The sequence below is a fragment of the Flavobacterium crocinum genome, from assembly GCF_003122385.1.
Classification (GTDB): domain Bacteria; phylum Bacteroidota; class Bacteroidia; order Flavobacteriales; family Flavobacteriaceae; genus Flavobacterium; species Flavobacterium crocinum.
The window spans coordinates 2,757,276-2,777,218 of the sequence record NZ_CP029255.1 but is presented as its reverse complement, the minus strand read 5'-3'; the positions used below and the strand labels follow the sequence as shown (position 1 = coordinate 2,777,218).

The window sequence follows — 19,943 nt, the reverse complement described above, 5'->3', positions numbered from 1 at the left end:
AATTATGCCTTATTGTGTTTGTCTTCAATTGTGTGTTTCTCATCACTTGAAATCGTATCAACCAATACAGGAGTTGCGATAAATAATGAAGAGTAAGTCCCCACAATAATACCGATTAACATTGCGAAGATAAATCCTCTAATAGATTCTCCACCGAAGATAAACATTGTTAATAATACAATGATCATCATTAATGAAGTATTCAATGTTCTTGATAATGTAGTATTAATAGAAGCATTTACGATATCTTCAAAACTTCCTTTACGGTTTCCTATGATAAACTCTCTCACCCTGTCAAATACAATTACAGTATCGTTCATTGAGTAACCAATTACAGTCAAGATCGCAGCAATAAAGTGCTGATCCATTTCCATGTGGAAAGGCATGAATTTGTAGCATAATGAATAAACTCCTAATACAAAGATTACGTCATGCGCAACAGCTGCAATCGCACCTAATGAATATTGCCACTTACGGAAAGATACCATTAAGTATAAGAAAATAACCGCCATTGCACCAAGTACTGCCCAGTATGAGTTTGTTTTGATATCCTCAGAGATAGAAGCTCCTACTTTAGAAGCCTGCAATACTCCAACAGTTTTACCATTGTAAGAGTTGATGAATTTATCGTAAGTAGTATTTGGGAAATATTTCTGCAAAGCAGCATATAATTTTTGGTTTACTTCCTCATCGATAGCTACACCATCTTCTTTAATTTTATATTTAGTTGTGATTTTTAATTGATCATCATCACCTAAAATTTTAGCTTCAACCGGAGTACCAAAAGCTGCAGACAATTCATCTGAAACCGCAGTAGCATCAACAGCTTTTTCAAATTTAACTTGGAAAGTTCTACCTCCAACAAAATCCACACCTTCATCTAATCCGTTAACGAAGAAGATAGAAACTAAACTTACTACAGTTACAATAGAAGAGAAGATATAAGTGAATTTTTTAACTTTAATAAAGTCAAAGTGGAAATTAGTAAACCAGTTTTTAGTAATGTTTGTAGAGAAAGTTAAATCTGCTTTTCCTAAAATATTTCTGTCGATAAAAATTCTAGCGATAAAGATAGAAGTAAACAATGAAGTTACGATACCAATTAATAACGTTAATGCAAAACCTTTGATTGGACCCGTACCAAAGATAAACAAGATAGCTCCAGTTAAAACGTGAGTAACGTTAGCATCAATAATAGAACGCATTGCACCGTGCCATCCGTAAGAAGCTTGAACAGCTTCGGAAAGAGATTTTCCTTCACGCAATTCCTCTTTTGCTCTTTCGTAAATAATAATGTTAGCATCTACCGCAGTACCTAATGTAAGTACGATACCTGCAATACCTGGTAATGTAAGAACAAAACCAAAACTTGCCATAATTCCGAATAAGAATAGTAAGTTCAATAATAACGCAAGGTTTGCATACCAACCCGCTTTACCATAATAGAATACCATCCAAACACAAACTAATAAGAATCCTAATACAGAAGAAATTGTACCTGCATCAATAGCAGCTTGTCCTAAAGATGGACCAACAACAGTTGACTGAATAATATCTGCAGAAGCCGGTAATTTACCTGCGTTTAATACGTTAGCTAAATCTTTAGTTTCAGCAACATCAAAAGAACCTGTAATTTCAGATCTTCCTCCAGCGATTGGACCACTTGTAACACCAGGTGCAGAATATACGATGTCATCAAGAACAATAGCTATATAACTTTTCTGAGCGAATGCTCTTCCTGTTAATTCTTCCCAAACTTTAGCACCCTGGCTGTTCATCTGCATAGAAACTGCAGGTTTACCCATTTGGTCAAAAGTATCTTTTGCATCAGTTACAACACCACCACTCATTGCTGGGTTATTGTCTCTGTTTCCTTTTAAAGCATATAATTCAACAACTTCAATATCTTTAGCACTTGCTAAATCTTTTGCTTTTTGATCTTTTATTGTAGTTGGTTTACTCCAAACAAATTTTGCATAATGTTGGTCAGCAGCCAATAAAACTCTAATGTCTGGTCTTTTAAAATAAGCATTGATTGCTGCTGTATCTTTTGGTGCAAAATAACCCAAAACTGGTCCACCACCCTGACCGATAATTTTGTCAAATAAAGGATTGTTTCCTTTTTTAGCTGCAGTAGAATCTTTAGCATCATCTGTCAATAAAGCATTCAATGAATCTTTAGCAACAGTTTTAGTTTCAGTTTTCTTAACTTCAGTTTTCTTTAAAGCTTCGTTAGCCGCAACTAAGAAGTTTCCGATTTCTTCAATTTTATAAGTTTCCCAAAACTCTAATTGCGCTTTTCCACCTAATAATTTTTTAATTCTGTCAACATCCTTAGCACCTGGAAGCTCAACTAAGATTCTTCCTGTTTCTCCTAATTTCTGGATGTTTGGCTGAGTAACTCCAAATTTGTCGATACGCTCTCTTAATACTTTAAAAGCACTTTCTACAGACTCATCAACTTTTCTTTTGATAACCTTCTGAACCTGAGCATCTGACATTTGAAAATCTACTCCACCGTCTCCCTGAAGACTTCTGTTAGCAAAAATATCTGGCGATGCCAATTTTACACTTCCTTTTGAATTTGCCTCAAAAGCTTCGAAGAACTTATTTAAATATGTTTTGTTTCCTTCTAAATTTGCAGATGCATCAGCTAATGATTTATTAAATACCGGATTTTTAGAATTATTAGCTAAACCTTTTAATACATCTTTAATAGAAATTTGAAGAATTACGTTGATTCCCCCTTCTAAGTCAAGACCTTTATTAAGTTGTTTGTTTTTCACTTCATTATAAGTGAAATCAGTAAACCCAAGATTTAATACTTTTTCTTTACCAATAGAATCTAAATATTTCAGCTCTTTGTCAGGATTATCTCCTGCAAAAGCTTTAGCTTCACTTTTGACACCATTTGCCACAAAAGTGAATGATAGTTGGTAAATACTTACCAATGCAAATAGAATTGCGAAAAATTTAATAAGTCCTTTATTCTGCATTATTACTAAAAATTAATTATGTTTTATTTTTGTTTTTGTTTTAAAGTCCCATAAAATAAGCCCTGACATGATTTTTTAAAACAAAAATACGAGATCACGAATTACCAATTTTTTTTTAAACCGAGCAAATATATAATTAACGAAAATATTAACCAATTAATTTATTAATTAATCTCAAAAAAAAAGCTGCAAAAGTGCAGCCTTTTTCTTTTATTTCGTTTTTTATTACACTAAAATCGCTTTTAAAGCCTCATTCATGCTACGAACCGCATCTGCACTTTTCGTAAATAATGCTTTTTCGTGATCATTTAATTTAATATCTACAATTTCTTCCACTCCATTTTTACCTATTATACAAGGTACTCCTATACATATATCGTTTTGACCATATTCTCCTTCTACAAAGACGGAGCACGCAATCATTTTCTTTTGATCATTCAAAATACTATCTACTAAATAAGCAACTGAAGCTCCCGGAGCATACCAAGCCGAAGTCCCAAGCAAACCTGTTAAAGTTGCCCCTCCTACCATTGTATCTGCTGCCACTTTTTGAAGCACTTCTTCAGATAAAAACTGAGTTACCGGAATCCCGTTATAAGATGCCAGACGTGTTAACGGAATCATAGTGGTATCACCATGCCCTCCTATTACCATTGCAGAAATATCATTTGCAGGTCTATCCAGAGCTAAAGAAAGATAAGTTCTAAAACGTGAGCTATCCAGAGCCCCGCCCATTCCTATAATTCTGTTCTTTGGAAGACCTGTCGCTTTTAAAGCCAAATAGGTCATCGTGTCCATTGGATTTGACACTACGACAATAATTGTATCTGGAGAATACTTTAGTACATTTTCAGCAACTGTTTTTACAATTCCTGCATTTATACCTATCAACTCTTCTCTTGTCATTCCGGGCTTTCTTGGAATACCTGATGTAATAACTACTACATCACTTCCTGCAGTTTTAGAATAATCGTTGGTTACACCAGATACTTTAGTATTAAAACCAGTATTTGTAGCACATTGTGTAATATCCAACGCTTTACCTTCTGCAAAACCTTCTTTAATATCCAACAATACTACTTCGCTAGCAATTCCTCTATAAGAAATAACATCTGCACATGTAGCTCCAACATTTCCTGCTCCTACAATGGTAACTTTCATATTTTATACTTTATCGGTTATTAATATTGCCTATTCTTTAAAAAGACAATTCGTTTAATTGTCTAGTAAATTTAAACAATTAAACGAATTGAAATTATTAATTTTTCATTTTATGCATCAATATTTGCATAAACTGCATTTTTCTCGATAAACTCTCTACGAGGCGGTACTTCATCACCCATTAACATAGAGAAAACCTGGTCAGCTTCTGCCAGACTATCAATATTTACCTGACGTAAAGTTCTGAAATTTGGATCCATTGTAGTTTCCCATAATTGCTCCGCGTTCATCTCTCCAAGACCTTTATAACGTTGAATATTGGCACTTCCTCCCATTCTTTCGTTCGCCTGATCACGCTGTACATCATTCCAAGCATATTCCTTTTTGTTCCCTTTCTTAACTAAGTATAAAGGTGGTGCTGCAATGTAAACGTGGCCTTCTTCAATAAGCTCTTTCATGAAACGGAAGAAGAACGTTAATATTAAGGTAGAAATGTGACTACCATCGACATCGGCATCACACATGATGATTACCTTATGATATCTTAGTTTTTCAAGATTTAACGCCTTACTATCTTCAGCAGTTCCAACTGTTACTCCTAAAGCTGTAAAAATATTTCTGATCTCTTCGTTTTCGAATACTTTATGATGCATTGCTTTTTCAACGTTCAGAATCTTACCACGTAATGGCAAAATCGCCTGAAAGTTACGATCACGTCCTTGTTTTGCTGTTCCACCAGCCGAATCTCCCTCGACTAAGTAAACCTCACATCTTGCCGGATCCTGCTCTGAACAGTCAGATAATTTCCCTGGTAATCCGCCGCCACCCATAACGGTTTTACGCTGTACCATTTCACGCGCCTTTTTCGCTGCGTGACGTGCCTGAGCCGCTAAAATTACTTTTTGAATAATCAACTTCGCATCATTTGGATTTTCTTCCAAATAATTCTCCAGCATTTCTCCAACAGCCTGAGAAACCGGAGAAACCACTTCTCTATTTCCAAGCTTAGTTTTCGTTTGACCTTCGAACTGAGGCTCAGAAACTTTTACCGAAATAATCGCTGTTAATCCTTCACGGAAGTCATCTCCGGCAATTTCGAATTTTAATTTATCCAATAAACCAGAAGCATCCGCATATTTTTTAAGTGTTCTTGTCAAACCACTTCTAAAACCCTGTAAATGCGTTCCTCCTTCGTGAGTATTGATATTATTTACGTAAGAGAAAATATTCTCTGTATAACTTGTATTATAAATCAAGGCAACCTCAACCGGAATTTCACCTTTGTCATTATCCATACTGATAACATGAGAAACGATTGGCTCACGGTTACCATCTAAATAGCGAATATATTCTTTAAGCCCTTCATCAGAATGAAATACTTCACTTTTAAATTCACCTTTATCATCAACTTCTCTCTTATCTGTAAACGTGATTGTAATTCCTTTGTTTAAGAAAGAAAGCTCACGCATACGAGCTGATAAAGTATCATAAGAAAACTCTGTTGTTTGCTGAAAGATAGTATCATCCGGGAAGAAAGTCTGGCGTGTCCCTCTTTTCTCTGTTTCTCCAATTTGTTTTACCGGATACAAAGCTTTTCCTCTTTCGTATTCCTGCTCATAAATCTTACCTTCTCTAAATACAGTAGATTTCATATGAACCGAAAGTGCATTTACCACAGAAACCCCCACACCGTGAAGACCTCCGGACACTTTATAAGAATCTTTATCAAACTTACCTCCCGCACCAATTTTAGTCATTACAACCTCAAGTGCGGAAACTCCTTCTTTTTTATGTAAATCAACCGGGATACCACGTCCGTTATCTTCAACTGTAACAGAGCCGTCTTCATTAATTGAAACACTAATCGAATCACAATGACCTCCCATGGCCTCATCAATAGAGTTATCAACAACCTCATAAACTAAATGATGCAGTCCTCGAACCCCTACATCTCCAATATACATCGATGGACGCATTCTTACGTGCTCCATCCCCTCTAATGCCTGAATACTATCTGCTGAATAATTGTTCTTCTTGATTTCTTCGCTCATATAATTTATTCTAATAAATGTAATTATTGTCTAACAGGCAAATATATGAAAACGCAGGCTATATACCCAGTAAAATACCACTTAAAGCAGTTAAGTTATTAACACAATTGTCTGAAAAACCTAAAAATAAAACCAAAACCTTAGTTTAAATTCCAATTTTTCAAATTCCAAATTCCAAAACTGGAAATAATGCGAAAGTTTTAAAATTCCAATCTTTAAAATCCCCAATTCCAAAACAGGAAATAATTACGAAAGCTTAAAAATTTCAATCTTTGAAATTCCAAAAATGAAAAAACTACAAACTCGAAACGTCAATTAAAATTCCCAAATAAGAAATACATAAAACTAAAAAGCCGAAACTACATTTGAATGTATTTCGGCTTTTTGATATTTACATTCCTAATATTGGAATTTGGGATTTCAAAGATTGGAATTTTATTTAAACAGCTGCTCCAGCTTTTACATTTTCGAAATTTCCTTTCAGGTGTGCAGCATTTGCTCTCCCACTTGGATCCAGGTTTTCCTGCCATTTCGGTATCCATTTACGCACTGTTTGAGCCGCACTGACCTGCGGATAGTATTTATGAAAAATCGAACGATATAAGTACGCTTCTTTTGTTGTTGGTGAATTATATGGAAATTCTGCATTTGCACCCGCTAACTGCTCATCTGTTACCTGCGAAGCACAATATTCGATTAATTCATCAACCCAATTGTAACCTACTCCATCTGAAAATTGTTCTTTTTGACGCCATAAAACTTCTGACGGCAGATAAGGATCTTCCGGTGTATCGAAGGCCTTTCTTAAAATGTATTTTTCAATTCCATCGTATGTTTTAGGCTGTTTTTCTTCTGTTTTGATTCGGATATTCGTATCTAAAAATGTAGTATCCAAAAACGGGAATCTCACTTCTAGTCCGTGTGCCATTGTGGTTTTATCTGCACGAAGCAAATCTGCCGTAAACAATTTCTGAACTCTTTCTATGGTTTCATCCTGAAATTCTTCTGCCGAAGGTGCATTTCTAAAATACAAATGCCCTCCAAAAACCTCATCGGCTCCTTCTCCAGATAAAATTACTTTAACACCTTGTTCCGCAATAGCTTTAGACAACAAATACATTGGAACGCCTGATCTTACTGAAATAATATCATACGTTTCGATATGATAAATTACTTTTTCTAAAATCTGAACTCCTTCTTCTACAGAAAAATGAATTTCATGATGTTCTGTTCCTAAAAATTCAGCTGCTTTTCGCGCTACAATATTATCCGGAGAATCCGCATCTAAACCAATAGAGAAAGAATGTAATTTCTGCCCTTTTTCTTTTAATGCACGAGCAGTAATAGCAGAAGTTAAAGATGAATCCAATCCTCCCGAAAGTATCACTCCAACAGGAACATTAGCCAATAAACGCTTACTTGTAGCATCAATTAAACTCTGACGAACTACATTTAGATCTAAAGGCTGATCTGCATTTTTATGATCTTCGTACTCCGGACGGTAATATTTTATAAAACCCGTTTTTGCTGTATAATAATGCCCCGGAGGAAAAGTAGAAAATGATTTACACTGATCTGCAATAGATTTCATTTCTGAAGAAAAATAAATGCGTCCTCTTTCATCCAAACCATAATATAAGGGTTTCACACCAATTGGGTCACGGCCTGCAATATATTTATCGCCATCGATTACAACGAAAGCAAAATCTCCATCCAGTTTGTTACAGAAATCATAACCAAACTCTTCATAAAGATGCACAATTACTTCCGAATCTGATTCTGTTCTAAAAGTATGGTGTTTTAAAACCGTTTCTTTGAGTTCTTTATAATTGTAAATTTCACCGTCGTGAACCATCCAGGCTTTATTTGTTCCCTGAATTGGTTGTTTTCCAGAATTAAGATCAATGATTGAAAGACTTTCATGACAAAGTATACTGCCATTTTCCATAATATGAACATCACTTTCATCAGGTCCGCGATAAGACATTCTTTCTGAAAGTTCTTTTACAAGCTTGGGGTCTTTTCCTTTACCAATTACGGCTAACAATCCAGACATACTATTCTATTTATTATTATATTGTATTGTACAAAACTCAAGTAAGCTGTACATTAAAAAATCATTAAAAATTTTCACTAAAAGCAAAACTAAAGATTATTTTTTGCTTTCCTAATACTTTCCATATTAAAATCTTTGGGGATTTAATTTTATTTCGGAGAATGCCAAATATAAAAAAAGTAAACTTACTAATTGCCAAAAACTTTTTATAAAGAGCTGAAATCTAGAATTTAACAATTTTAGACAAGAAAGACGTTCTTTTGCAAGAACGTCTTTCGGCAATATATATACTAATTCTAAAAATTAAACTCGTTGTTTTACGCTTTCACATAAGCATCATCGTGAACACTAGCTACTGCTCTTCCAGATGGATCGTTCATGTTTTTGAAAGCTTCATCCCACTCCAAAGCAATTTTTGTACTACAAGCTACACTTGCTTCCTGAGGCACGCATAATGCTGCTGCATCACTTGGGAAATGTTCTGTAAAAATTGAACGATAGTAATACTCTTCTTTTGAAGTTGGCGTCTGTAATGGGAATTTAAATCTAGCATTTGCTAATTGCTCATCCGAAACTTCTCTGGCTACCACTTCTTTCAAAGTATCAATCCAGCTATATCCTACTCCGTCAGAAAACTGCTCTTTTTGTCTCCACGCCACACTTTCCGGAAGCATATCTTCAAAAGCTTTACGAACAACCCATTTTTCCATCGGATGTTCTTTGTTGATCATTTTATCTTGCGGGTTGATACGCATTGCCACATCCATAAATTCTTTATCTAAGAACGGTACACGACCTTCGATTCCCCAAGCCGCTAAACTTTTGTTTGCACGTAAACAGTCGTACATGTGAAGTTTTCCTAATTTACGAACGTTTTCTTCGTGGAATTCTTTAGCGTTTGGCGCTTTGTGGAAATATAAATATCCTCCAAAAAGTTCATCTGCACCTTCTCCTGAAAGAACCATTTTGATTCCCATTGATTTGATTACTCTCGCCATTAACCACATTGGAGTTGAAGCTCTTACTGTAGTTACATCATACGTTTCTAAGTTGTAAATTACATCACGAACAGCATCTAAACCTTCCTGAATTGTAAATTTGATTTCGTGGTGAATCGTTCCAATATGATCTGCTACTTTTCTTGCCGCAGCTAAATCCGGAGAACCTTCCAAACCAACTGAGAAAGAGTGTAATTGCGGATACCATGCATCTGTAGTATCATCTGATTCAATTCTTTTTTGAGCGAATTTTTTAGCTACAGCTGAAGTAATAGAAGAATCTAAACCTCCTGAAAGTAAAACTCCATAAGGAACGTCACTCATTAATTGTCTGTGAACCGCTGCTTCAAGTGCTTTTCTGATTTCCGGAATACTTGTTTCGTTATCTTTAACTGCATCGTATTCTGTCCAGTCTCTTTTGTACCATTGTACAAATTCACCATCTTTACTTGATAAATAATGCCCTGGAGGGAATAATTCGATTTTTGTACAATATCCTTCTAATGCTTTTAATTCAGAAGCTACGTAGAAAGTTCCGTGTTGATCCCATCCAATGTATAATGGAATAATTCCCATGTGGTCACGAGCTACGAAATACTCATCTTTATCTACATCGTAAATTGCAAATCCGAAGATTCCGTTTAATTCGTCAACAAAATCAACTCCTTTTTCTCTGTAAAGCGCTAAAATCACTTCACAGTCACTTTCTGTCTGAAAGTTATATTTTCCTTCAAATTGTTTACGCAAATCTCTGTGATTGTAAATTTCACCATTTGCAGCTAAAACCAATTTTTTATCTTCTGTAAATAACGGTTGTTTTCCTGAAGCTGGATCTACAATTGCCAAACGCTCGTGAGAAAGAATTGCTTTATCATTGCTGTAAATTCCGCTCCAATCTGGTCCGCGGTGACGAATGATTTTTGACATTTCTAATACTTGAGGTCTTAACGCTTCGGCTTTTTGTTTAAGATCAAAGGCACATACAATTCCACACATAATATTCTATATTTTAATTTTTAAGTTTTTAATTTGATAAGGCAAAGATGCAGTATTAGTTACAATTGAAAAACACAAACTACAATATCAATTACAATTATTAATCAAAACAATCTTTTTACATATAAAATGTAAAATTTAGAAGTAAAAATAAGCTTCAAACTTAAAAATTTTAATTTAGAGTCAAAAACTGCTTTAAAATTGAAAGTTTAGAATGATTTTTTGAATTAATTTTTGAGTTATTTCATTATGGATGAAAAATTCGTAAAGAGAAGGCAAAAAATTGTTCTGGAATTATTTTTTAAGCAAAGTTTACTCTCAATCTTGTCATTCTGAGGAACGAAGAATCCTCGCGAGAAGCTCTATAAAGATTGGCGATACACGTTGGCGAGTTACTTACGAAGATTCTTCGTTCCTCAGAATGACAAAAAATGAGGTTAATTCAACTTTGTCAAAGTTTAAAACTTTGGAAAAGTTCCAGACTTAGTAAATAAGATTACTCAACACTTTGAATCGTATAATGCGTCTTATTAATTTCAAACTCAAATCCGGTTTTATTCCCCATTAAATGATTTCCTAAAGGAGATTGCGGAGAAAGCGCAATAACATTAATTCCGTCAATTGCAATTTTAGGAAGTGCAACACTTACATACAAATAAATTCCATTCGCTTTTACCAAACTTCCCAAAACTATATTTTCAGTAGTTTTGAGCGGATCAATTTTATCTAAAATGCTTTTTTGTTCAATCGCTTCTTTTAGTTTGTTTGTCAACTTCTCCTGTTCAATATGCATCATTGACAAAGCGGTTTCATGTTTGTCGCCGGCAGAACCTTTTGCGTCGTTTTTTGAATCTTCGGTCAAGCCGGAAATCATGTCTTTAAAAACATCTATTCTGTCCTGAACCATTTGTATGTAGTACGTGTATATTTTTTCTTTGAAAGTCATTTTTTTAAAGATGCTAAGATTCTAAGTGGCTAAGTTTTTTTGTTTTGCCACAAAGGCACTAAGGCGCTAAGATAAGTGATTTTTTTTCTAATCTTATTCGAAAAATTCTTTTGGATAAACTACCTCTCCGCTTATTCCTTTTAAACCATTTTCTGTCAGCGCTATTGCCATACAATTTTCAGCCGGCACATCAAACGGCATTTTGATATTGTATTTTTCACAGAGTTCATATCCGAATCTTGGATAATAATCCTGATGTCCTAGCAAAATAACAGATTTACATCCTAATTCTTTTGCTATTTCATGTCCATAAAGAATAAGCTTTGCCCCAATTCCTTTTCCCTGAAACTCCGGCAAAACTGAAACCGGTGCCAAGGCTAACGACTCAAATGAATCAGCATCATTTACAACTTTTAATTTAGTAAATAAAATATGTCCAACGATTTTGCCTTCACTTTCGGCAACAATAGACAACTCCGGAATAAATGCTTCAGATTTTCTTAATCTTTCTACCAGAAATTGCTCTTTATGATCGCTGTATTCTTCTTTCTCAAAAGCTTTTTCTATCAAGTGAAAAACACTTTCAAAATCGTTTTTATTCTCCTGACGTAGTTTAATTTCCATTTTATAAAATTAAAAAAACAGCCACGAATTCACGAATCTACTCCAAAAAATTCATGAGTTCATGGCTGAAAAAAAAAGGCACTTTCATTTAAAATGTTTTTGTGCCCTGGTACTTTTGTGGCAAAAAAACTTTGCACCTTAGTGCCTTCGTGGCTGTTAACCTTTAAAAATCAAATTTATAATTTGCTCCTCCTAAAATCTGGAATCCCTGCACCGGATAATTCAACCATTTCTGATAAGCCTGATTTCCAATATTATTCGTTTTTAAGAAAAATGTTAAGCGGTCGCTGAATTTATACCCAACATGAGCATTAGCGTCAAAATAACTTTTTAATGTAATCACTTCCGGGTCTGTCATAAGAGAAGTATTGGATTGCATATCTTTTCTTTCTCCCACATAAAACACATTTAATCCCGCATACCACTGCTTTGTAATATTAACGTCTAAAGTTGAACTTAATTTCATGGTTGGCAAATTCCATGCTTCAACAACGTTATCAGTATTGTAACTATTAAAAGTTCCGTTGATTCCAAAAGTTACATTTTGAGAAAAATCAGCTTTTAATTCTGCGTAAAAACGTAATGTTCTAATATCTTCATACACGACACCAAATGAGTTTCCAAAAGCATAATCTTCATTTGTAATTACTTCTGTATAATCATTTGCTCTAAACAAAGCTTTGTCTTTTTCGTTCATATAAGAACCCGTCAAATTATAATTTACATTGTTTGCCAGTTTTCCTTTCAAACCTGCAAAAACATTATACTGTGTACTTGAAGGACGCATGTTTAAAGTTGGAGACAAGAACGGATTTTCAGTCACAAAATCAGCATACGAATTCTGCTTTAAACCTCCGTCTACTCCAGTATAAAAAATCATTAAATCGCCAACCAGTTTATAAGAAGCATTTACTTTTGGATACAAATAAAATTTATTCCCACTATTTTCCGTATCTCCGCTGTAGAAAACTCCAGCTCCTAATTCTAAAGTCCAGTCATTTTCATGAATAACAAAACTTGGCTCGATTCCAACATTTGTAAAACCGTATTTGACAGCTTCCGTATTATCCTGTAAATAATTGTTTTTAAAAGAACCGCTTACATGATCTACAATTACATTTGTTTTAATTGCCTGATCCATTACATCAACAGTAAAAGTCGGCTTTACAAAAAATCTGTTTTCTGATGAAGAATAACTGTCTGAAAAGTGAGTAAATTTTGCAGCAAGATTGCTAAAAATACTTTCTGTAAATTCAGCATTTCCTCCCAGCCAGATTGTATTGTAAGAATGATCTGGATTGATGCTGTTTATTAAATCATAACGCTGTGCTGGAATTGTTGAACCAAAATCTGCCGGAAGCCCGTACCAGTTGTAGATTTGGTTTTGATATCCTAAATCAACATTCCAGTTGTTATCCCTGTTATTCTGACCATAACCTACATTAATTGATGTGTCGTAAAATTCATCATTTAACTCTACATCTTTAATTCCGCCCTGTGAAGAATGATGACGAAACATTCCTGCCACATAATCATTATTTCCTAAATCCTGATTTACAAATAACTCCGCATTCAAAGTGCTGTAATTCCCAACACCCAAAGTTGCGTAATTATTAAATAATCTCTCTTTTTTAGCTTTTTCAACTCCTTCCGCTTTTCCTTTAGAAGGCGTAAAAGTCGAAGCCACAGGAACAGACAAAATACTATATTTAATTACTTCTTTCTGCTGATTTCCACTATCGTCAAGCGAAGGATTTTCTTTTACTTTAAAAGCGTCTGAAATAGTCGGCGAATACGGTTTTACAACGTTTACAGTTTCAGTTCCGATACTTTCATTTTTCTTAACTTGCGCAATCGAAAACTGACCTACAAATAATACTAGTAAAACGATAATTTTATACTGGCAATTTAATTTCATATTTCTTCTTTTTAAAGAGGATAGAGAAAAGAATATAGAGAATAGACTTATGCTATTTCTTAATTCTTATCTAAAAACTCTTTGTTCTCTTTCTATATTCTAAATCTATTTTCTTTGTTCTATTTTCTATTCTCTTTGCTTTATTAAAAAAATCAAGCTTCCCACTCCCCTTTGGCTACAAACTGAGCTTTTCCTCCAATTTTAATATTAAACTGATCATTTTCCAGTTTCCCTTTAAAATAGATTTCAGACGGACGCCCCATGTAATCTCCCTGATGGTTTGTCACTTCAATTTCAGGAGAATGATATTTTAAAAGATACGCCTGCAAACAGGTACTGGCGCTTCCTGTTGCAGCATCTTCAACTAATTGATTATTTTCTACACATAACATTCTCGTCGCTAGCTTCGAATCTTCGAAACTGTAAAAATACAGTCCTCTATGATCGGTTTTACAATGCTGTTTAAGCCATTTGTCGGTTTTATCTTTATCTAAAACCAGATTTTCTAAAGCCCTTTTGCTATTTAACGGAACAATTACAAATGCACTTCCCGTAGTAACTTCCTGTATTAAATATTGATTATCAAAATCATCAATTGTTAAGTTGCTGAAAAACGGAAAATCTTCTTTTGCAAAAACATCCCAAAACTTTGGTTGTGCTGCTTTTAACCAAATCAAATCCTCAGTTTTGTGAATTGCGATTGGTCCAATCGGAACTTCTAATTTTATTTCTGACGGAGCATTTTCGAATATCTTATTCATCAAAACCCAAGAAGTTCCAATTATCGGATGTCCCGCAAACTGCATTTCATGAGCCGGAGTAAATATTCTAATCTCTGCTTTATTATTTTCTTTATCTAATTTTGTGATGAATGTACTCTCTGCAAAATTAATTTCGCGAGCTATCTGCTGCATTTCCTGCGAACTTAATTTCTCTGCATCCAAAAAAACCGCCAATTGATTTCCGGCATATTTTTTATCTGCAAAAACATCAACTATATAAAAGGGTAAACTCATTTTTTTCTTTTTTTTTTAAAACGGAACATAGAATATAGAGAATAGACTTTCTAATTTTTGTATTTTTTAGAAAATAGAACACAGAAAATAGAGAATAGACTTTCCAATCTTTGATTCATTCCACCTCTTTTCTCTATTTTCTATATTCTTTTTTCTATATTCTTTTTTCTATTCTCTTCATTCCTATCTATTAATCGATGAATTCGTTTTTGACTCCTCAGCTTTAATAGCACTTAATTCTTTTTTCGCTTCTTCTACAACATCCGGATAATCTGTAAAATTGTTGATTACGTTATCCAAAATATAAGTTGCCTGATAACTGTCTTTTAATCCGTAGAAGTTTTTCGCCATTAGCACCAAACCTTTTGCTCCGTAATATTTATAAGCAGAATAACTTTTAGCTAATTTCTGAACTGCTGTATTCGAAGCATCATACTTCCCTTCTTTTGTTTTAAAATAAGCATCATAATACAAAGCTTCAGCCGCTAATTCTCCTTTAGAAGTACTCAATAATTTAGCGTAAGCTGTTTTAGCTTTATCTTCATTTCCGGTTTGAATTGCCGCACGCGCCACAATAATCTGCGCATCGGCTTTTACGCCTGCATCCGATTTTGGATTTTCTAAAACTTTATCAGCAGCAATAACTGAGTTATCATAATCTTTTTTATCATAATAACATTTCATCAGGTTTGCCTGTGCGAAAGTTTTATTTTGAGGATAATCTGCTTCGCTTTCCAAACGTTTTAAAACCGGAATTGATTTGTCGCAATCTTTCGCTTTTAAATAAATCTGAGCCAGTCTGTTTAAAGCCTGCTCTGTAAATTCATTTCTTGGCTGATCTGCAACATATTGATAATTTGATGTTGATTTTGTTTCAGAACCTTCTGCATAATAAAGTTGTCCTAGATAAAAATTAGCTTCTAAAGCGTGTAAACCAGTCGGGAATTTACTCACATAACCTGCAAATCCTGTAATCGCAGCTTTACTGTTGTTTTGACTGTATTGTTTGAAAGCCGCATCATAAGTATCATTATCCAATTCAGCATCTGAAACTTCAACAAAATCTAAAGTACGAACCCAGGTTGCATATTCGTCAACTTTTCCGGAATCAACATAAATCAATCTTGCCGTTGCAACAGCTTCTAAAGCTTCCGGAGTTTTTGGAAACTCTGCCGCCACTTTTTTGAATTTCGTTAAAGCCTGCTGATCGCGGTCTGAGTTGTAGTAAATCAAACCTTGTTTTAAGATTGCTTTTGAAGTAAAAGATCCGTTTTGGAATTCTGAAATTAACTGATCGTATGTTTTCAAAGCCTGATCATTTTTCTTTTCTGCAACGTAAGTATTTCCTAATTCGAACAAAGCGTCATCACGATAAGATGATTTTTTGTATATCTGAAGAAAGTTATTTAATTCATCGACTTTCTTTCCATTGTTAGACATAAATCCGTAAGAAAGTGCTTTTTGGAATTGAGCATAATCTGCATCAACACCTTTTGCAGCAATTGCTTTTCCGTAAGCCTCGTTTGCTGCACTATATTTTGAAGTTACAAAACGACAGTCTCCTAAACGCAAATAAGAATCGTTTAAACGTACTTTATCTGAAGGAGAATTATCAATCTGAGCCTGAAAAGAATTTGCCGCCTGATCGTATTCTTTTAACTTAAAGTAAGTATAACCAATATTGTAATTAATATTTTTGTATTCGTCTGTAGCTTTTGCAGCAGACATTCCTGCAAATTGCTTGTAGGTTAACAAAGCATTCTGCATATCATCATTTAGATATTCTGTTTCTGCTTTCCAGAAAGTGGCACGAGCTGTAAATTCAGGCGTTTTTTGTTCGCTGATAGCGCTTTTAAACATTTTACCGGCTTCCTGATAATTTGATTCATTGTACAACTCTACTCCGCGGTAAAATAATACTTTTTGGTACGCCGCTTTATTCTCTGCAGTTCTGTTTTTTTCTAATAATGCTAAAGCTTCTTTGTAGTTTTTAGAAGAAATATATGAATCTACCAATAATTTTTCTACCTCTGCACGGCTTGAATTATTTGGATATTTTTTAAGGAAATCCAATAAAATTCCAGGAACAGCCTGATAAGCATTTCCAATATCGTAACTTAATTTAGCATAATTTAAAGCCGCATCTTCCTGAATCTGTGCATTAAAATCCATTTCAGAAGCATTTTTAAAAGCATTTAAAGCTTCTTGTTTTTTTCCGATATTCAAATAACTTAAACCTAAATGATAGTAAGCATTTTGTGCAACGAAATCTTTTCCTTCTATAATTTTGTTGAATTGAGAAATGGCTTTTTCATAGTTTTTTTGCTCATAATAAGCATATCCTAACTGATAAAAATCGGTATTGTTCCATTTTCCTTTTTTACCTGCATATTTTTCTAAATAAGGAATCGCTTTTTCGTATTGTTTTAAGTTGAAATAACTTTCTCCAATGATTTTATTCAATTCCGATTTTTCCATTTCATTTGATTTAGCCATTGCTGTCTGACCTAAATCAATTGCTTTTTGAAAATTTCCTAATTTAAAGTTCATGTCAGCCTGATAGTACGAAAGTTTCTCTTTGTATTTTTCTTCGCCCGAAACCTCATCAAAATATTTGGTTGCTTCTTTATAATCGTCGCCTTCATAAGCCATAAATCCTAAGTAATATTTGGCCTGAGAACCATATTCTTTAGAGTTTACCACTTTATTAAAATAGTTTGTCGCTTCTTTTTTCTTTTTAGCATTAAAATAGCTGTATCCTTTCATAAAGTTGAATTTATCCGATTCCGCTTTACTCATGTAACTTTCGTCTACTTTGTCAAACCATTGCAATGCTTTTGGATAATTTCCCTGCTCGAAGAAAAATTGCGCAGCTTCAATGTAAGCCTGATTTTGTTTGGTGCTGGTCGGGTAATCGCTAACGAATTTTTCAACCAATGCATCAGCATTTGCTTTGTTGGTTCTTATCGCACAATTGGCAATGTAAAACGCACAGTCTGACCTTACTTCTTCAGTAACTTCAGTATTTTTAACATGCTCAAAAATAAGCTGTGCCGAAGCATATTGTTTATCATTATATAAAGCCAGTGCTTTGTCAAAATCCTTTAAATCGTAAGTATATATAGCTGATTTTTGTGCCGAAACTGTCGTCGATAAAAGGATGATTTGGAATAAAAAGAACCAGGAAAGTTTACGCATTTTAGTAATATTTAGTATTCAAATGTATCATTTTATACGGTTTATAACGAAACGTTTTGTCGTTTTATTATGAACAAAAATTTAAACTGCTGTGATTTTTGCTGCTCGAAAACTCCAAAAGATTGGTTCTCAAACTTTCTAAAATGAAATTTTCTCCTTCACAACTATTATTCCATTTTTTCTTGCTGCCTGAAAGTATTTTCAATTTTTGAAATTTCTCACAGAATTGATTGAAATTTATTTTGAATAGAACCGTTAACTTATTACTTTTACCAATCAAATCAATTATATTATGTCACAAACCGTACTATCTCTTAAAGAAGTCACTATATATCAAGAAGGAAGAAAAATTATCTCTCACATTAATTTGGATGTTAATCACGGTGAATTTATCTACATAATCGGGAAAACAGGTTCCGGAAAAAGTAGCTTCTTAAAAACCTTATATGCTGATTTACCGCTAATTGAAGGAGAAGGACATATTGTTGAATTTGATTTGGCAACTTTAAAAGAAAAAGACATTCCGTACCTGAGACGTAAAATCGGAATTGTATTTCAGGATTTCAAACTGCTACCGGACCGTTCCATAAAAGACAATATGCTTTTTGTACTTAAAGCAACCGGTTGGACAGAAAAGGAAGCAATGGAACATAAAATCGATGAAGTTTTGAATAAAGTTGGAATGATCAACTTCCTGAACAAAATGCCTCACCAGCTTTCGGGTGGTGAACAACAACGTGTCGCTATTGCAAGAGCACTGCTTAATGATCCGGAATTTATTTTGGCAGACGAACCAACCGGAAATCTTGATCCGCAAACGAGCTCTGAAGTTTTAGAAGTATTAAAAACCATCAATGCCAACGGAAAAACCATTATCATGGCAACACACGATTATGCTTTATTGATGAAATTCCCTTCTAAAACATTGAAATGCGAAGATGAAAGAATCTTCGAAGTGGTGCAAAGAAGCGTGTAATGCTTTCCGTTTTAATTCCGGTTTACAATTACAATATTTTTAAGCTTGTAGAAATCCTGTATAATCAAATTTCGGATTGTGACATTCCTTTTGAGATTATCTGTTTGGACGATGCTTCGCAAGAGTTTTTAATTGAAAACCAAAGAATTAATCAATTTAAAAACTGCTCCTTTTCTATTTTAGAAAAAAATATCGGACGAAGTGCGATTCGAAGTGTATTGGCACAAAAAGCAATTTTTGAAAACCTGCTTTTTTTAGATGCCGATACAATTCCTGTACATCACGATTTTATTTTGAATTATATTTCAGCATTAAAAAACAATCCAAAAGTAGTTTTTGGCGGAATTTTATATGAAGATAAAAAACCAACCGAAGAATTTCTCTTACGCTGGATTTATGGTAAAAACAGAGAAGCATTAAGTATTTCTCAAAGAAATCAGAATCCGCCTGAATCGGCTTTGGCTTCCAATTTATTAATCAAAAAAGAAATTGTAATTCGTTTTCCTTTTGATGAAACCATAACGCAATATGGTTATGAAGATTTACTCTTTTTTGCTGTTTTAAAATCTAATAATATTGAAATAAAACATATCGAAAATCCTGTCTTTCATTTAAATCTGGAAACTTCGATTGTGTTTTTGGATAAAACGAAAACTGCTATAGAAAATCTGGCATTTCTAAATAAAGAAAATAAGATCTCAACAAATGAAAGCAGAATTATTGCCTCATTTGAACTGCTAAAAATGACAAAACTGTTTTCTGTATTTTATTTTGTTTTTCGAAAATTAAAATCAAAAATAGAACGAAATTTAGTTTCGAAAAATCCTTCACTCTTTCTGTTTGATATTTATAAATTGGGGTATTTCAGCTCTTTAAAATCAAAATAAACCAGTGTAAAACAAAACCTTAATCTAGCCACAAATTACACTAATCCAAACTTTGTCTATTATACTGCAATCTCACGAATTTTTTAATTTGTGAAATTGATAAAGAAAAATAATTAGTGT

The 19,943-nt window shown here is 33.8% G+C and carries 12 protein-coding genes; 2 read left to right on the top strand and 10 right to left on the bottom strand.

The window, feature by feature from the left end; all coding sequences use genetic code 11:
• Positions 1-2: 2 nt before the first annotated feature.
• The 10 genes from secDF to HYN56_RS12410 all read right to left on the bottom strand — a co-directional run bounded on the left by secDF (position 3) and on the right by HYN56_RS12410 (position 17,960).
• A complete protein-coding gene (gene secDF / locus HYN56_RS12455) occupies positions 3-2,996 on the bottom strand; it encodes a protein translocase subunit SecDF (RefSeq protein WP_109192471.1) in 2,994 nt (997 codons plus the stop codon).
• A 225-nt stretch (positions 2,997-3,221) separates the two neighbouring features.
• Positions 3,222-4,157, bottom strand: coding sequence for a malate dehydrogenase (mdh, locus tag HYN56_RS12450; RefSeq protein ID WP_109192470.1), 936 nt, complete (start codon positions 4,155-4,157; stop codon positions 3,222-3,224).
• A gap of 110 nt (positions 4,158-4,267) precedes the next feature.
• Positions 4,268-6,208: a DNA topoisomerase (ATP-hydrolyzing) subunit B gene (gyrB, locus tag HYN56_RS12445; RefSeq protein WP_109192469.1), complete on the bottom strand. Its 1,941-nt coding sequence runs from the start codon at positions 6,206-6,208 to the stop codon at positions 4,268-4,270.
• Between the two features lie 439 nt (positions 6,209-6,647).
• Positions 6,648-8,264, bottom strand: coding sequence for an asparagine synthase B (gene asnB, locus HYN56_RS12440; RefSeq protein ID WP_109192468.1), 1,617 nt, complete (start codon positions 8,262-8,264; stop codon positions 6,648-6,650).
• Positions 8,265-8,581: 317 nt separating this feature from the next.
• Positions 8,582-10,258, bottom strand: coding sequence for an asparagine synthase B (gene asnB / locus HYN56_RS12435; RefSeq protein WP_109192467.1), 1,677 nt, complete (start codon positions 10,256-10,258; stop codon positions 8,582-8,584).
• Between the two features lie 496 nt (positions 10,259-10,754).
• Positions 10,755-11,204 (bottom strand): hypothetical protein, encoded by a 450-nt coding sequence (locus tag HYN56_RS12430; protein WP_109192466.1) that lies wholly within the window; start codon positions 11,202-11,204, stop codon positions 10,755-10,757.
• 93 nt (positions 11,205-11,297) lie between these two features.
• A complete protein-coding gene (locus HYN56_RS12425) occupies positions 11,298-11,828 on the bottom strand; it encodes a GNAT family N-acetyltransferase (protein ID WP_109192465.1) in 531 nt (176 codons plus the stop codon).
• 163 nt (positions 11,829-11,991) lie between these two features.
• Positions 11,992-13,746 (bottom strand): TonB-dependent receptor, encoded by a 1,755-nt coding sequence (locus tag HYN56_RS12420; protein WP_109192464.1) that lies wholly within the window; start codon positions 13,744-13,746, stop codon positions 11,992-11,994.
• A gap of 152 nt (positions 13,747-13,898) precedes the next feature.
• Positions 13,899-14,762, bottom strand: a complete 864-nt coding sequence (locus HYN56_RS12415; protein WP_109192463.1) for a PhzF family phenazine biosynthesis protein — start codon at positions 14,760-14,762, stop codon at positions 13,899-13,901.
• Positions 14,763-14,945: 183 nt separating this feature from the next.
• The gene (locus HYN56_RS12410; RefSeq protein ID WP_109192462.1) at positions 14,946-17,960 is read right to left on the bottom strand and encodes a tetratricopeptide repeat protein; all 3,015 of its coding nucleotides are present in this window, start codon (positions 17,958-17,960) and stop codon (positions 14,946-14,948) included.
• 292 nt (positions 17,961-18,252) lie between these two features.
• Here HYN56_RS12410 and HYN56_RS12405 point away from each other — a divergent pair, with 292 nt between their 5' ends.
• Both HYN56_RS12405 and HYN56_RS12400 read left to right on the top strand, forming a co-directional pair.
• Positions 18,253-18,936, top strand: a complete 684-nt coding sequence (locus HYN56_RS12405) for a cell division ATP-binding protein FtsE (RefSeq protein WP_109192461.1) — start codon at positions 18,253-18,255, stop codon at positions 18,934-18,936.
• Positions 18,936-19,823 (top strand): glycosyltransferase family 2 protein, encoded by an 888-nt coding sequence (locus tag HYN56_RS12400; RefSeq protein WP_109192460.1) that lies wholly within the window; start codon positions 18,936-18,938, stop codon positions 19,821-19,823. Before HYN56_RS12405 ends, HYN56_RS12400 begins: the two co-directional genes overlap by 1 nt.
• The last annotated feature ends 120 nt before the right edge of the window (positions 19,824-19,943 follow it).

Coding starts and splice junctions, on each gene's coding strand:
- HYN56_RS12400 (WP_109192460.1), top strand. CDS start 18,936: ATGCTTTCCGTTTTAATTCCGGTTTACAATTACAATATTTTTAAGCTT.
- asnB (WP_109192468.1), bottom strand. CDS start 8,264: ATGTCTGGATTGTTAGCCGTAATTGGTAAAGGAAAAGACCCCAAGCTT.
- secDF (WP_109192471.1), bottom strand. CDS start 2,996: ATGCAGAATAAAGGACTTATTAAATTTTTCGCAATTCTATTTGCATTG.
- mdh (WP_109192470.1), bottom strand. CDS start 4,157: ATGAAAGTTACCATTGTAGGAGCAGGAAATGTTGGAGCTACATGTGCA.
- gyrB (WP_109192469.1), bottom strand. CDS start 6,208: ATGAGCGAAGAAATCAAGAAGAACAATTATTCAGCAGATAGTATTCAG.
- HYN56_RS12415 (WP_109192463.1), bottom strand. CDS start 14,762: ATGAGTTTACCCTTTTATATAGTTGATGTTTTTGCAGATAAAAAATAT.
- asnB (WP_109192467.1), bottom strand. CDS start 10,258: ATGTGTGGAATTGTATGTGCCTTTGATCTTAAACAAAAAGCCGAAGCG.
- HYN56_RS12410 (WP_109192462.1), bottom strand. CDS start 17,960: ATGCGTAAACTTTCCTGGTTCTTTTTATTCCAAATCATCCTTTTATCG.
- HYN56_RS12430 (WP_109192466.1), bottom strand. CDS start 11,204: ATGACTTTCAAAGAAAAAATATACACGTACTACATACAAATGGTTCAG.
- HYN56_RS12405 (WP_109192461.1), top strand. CDS start 18,253: ATGTCACAAACCGTACTATCTCTTAAAGAAGTCACTATATATCAAGAA.
- HYN56_RS12425 (WP_109192465.1), bottom strand. CDS start 11,828: ATGGAAATTAAACTACGTCAGGAGAATAAAAACGATTTTGAAAGTGTT.
- HYN56_RS12420 (WP_109192464.1), bottom strand. CDS start 13,746: ATGAAATTAAATTGCCAGTATAAAATTATCGTTTTACTAGTATTATTT.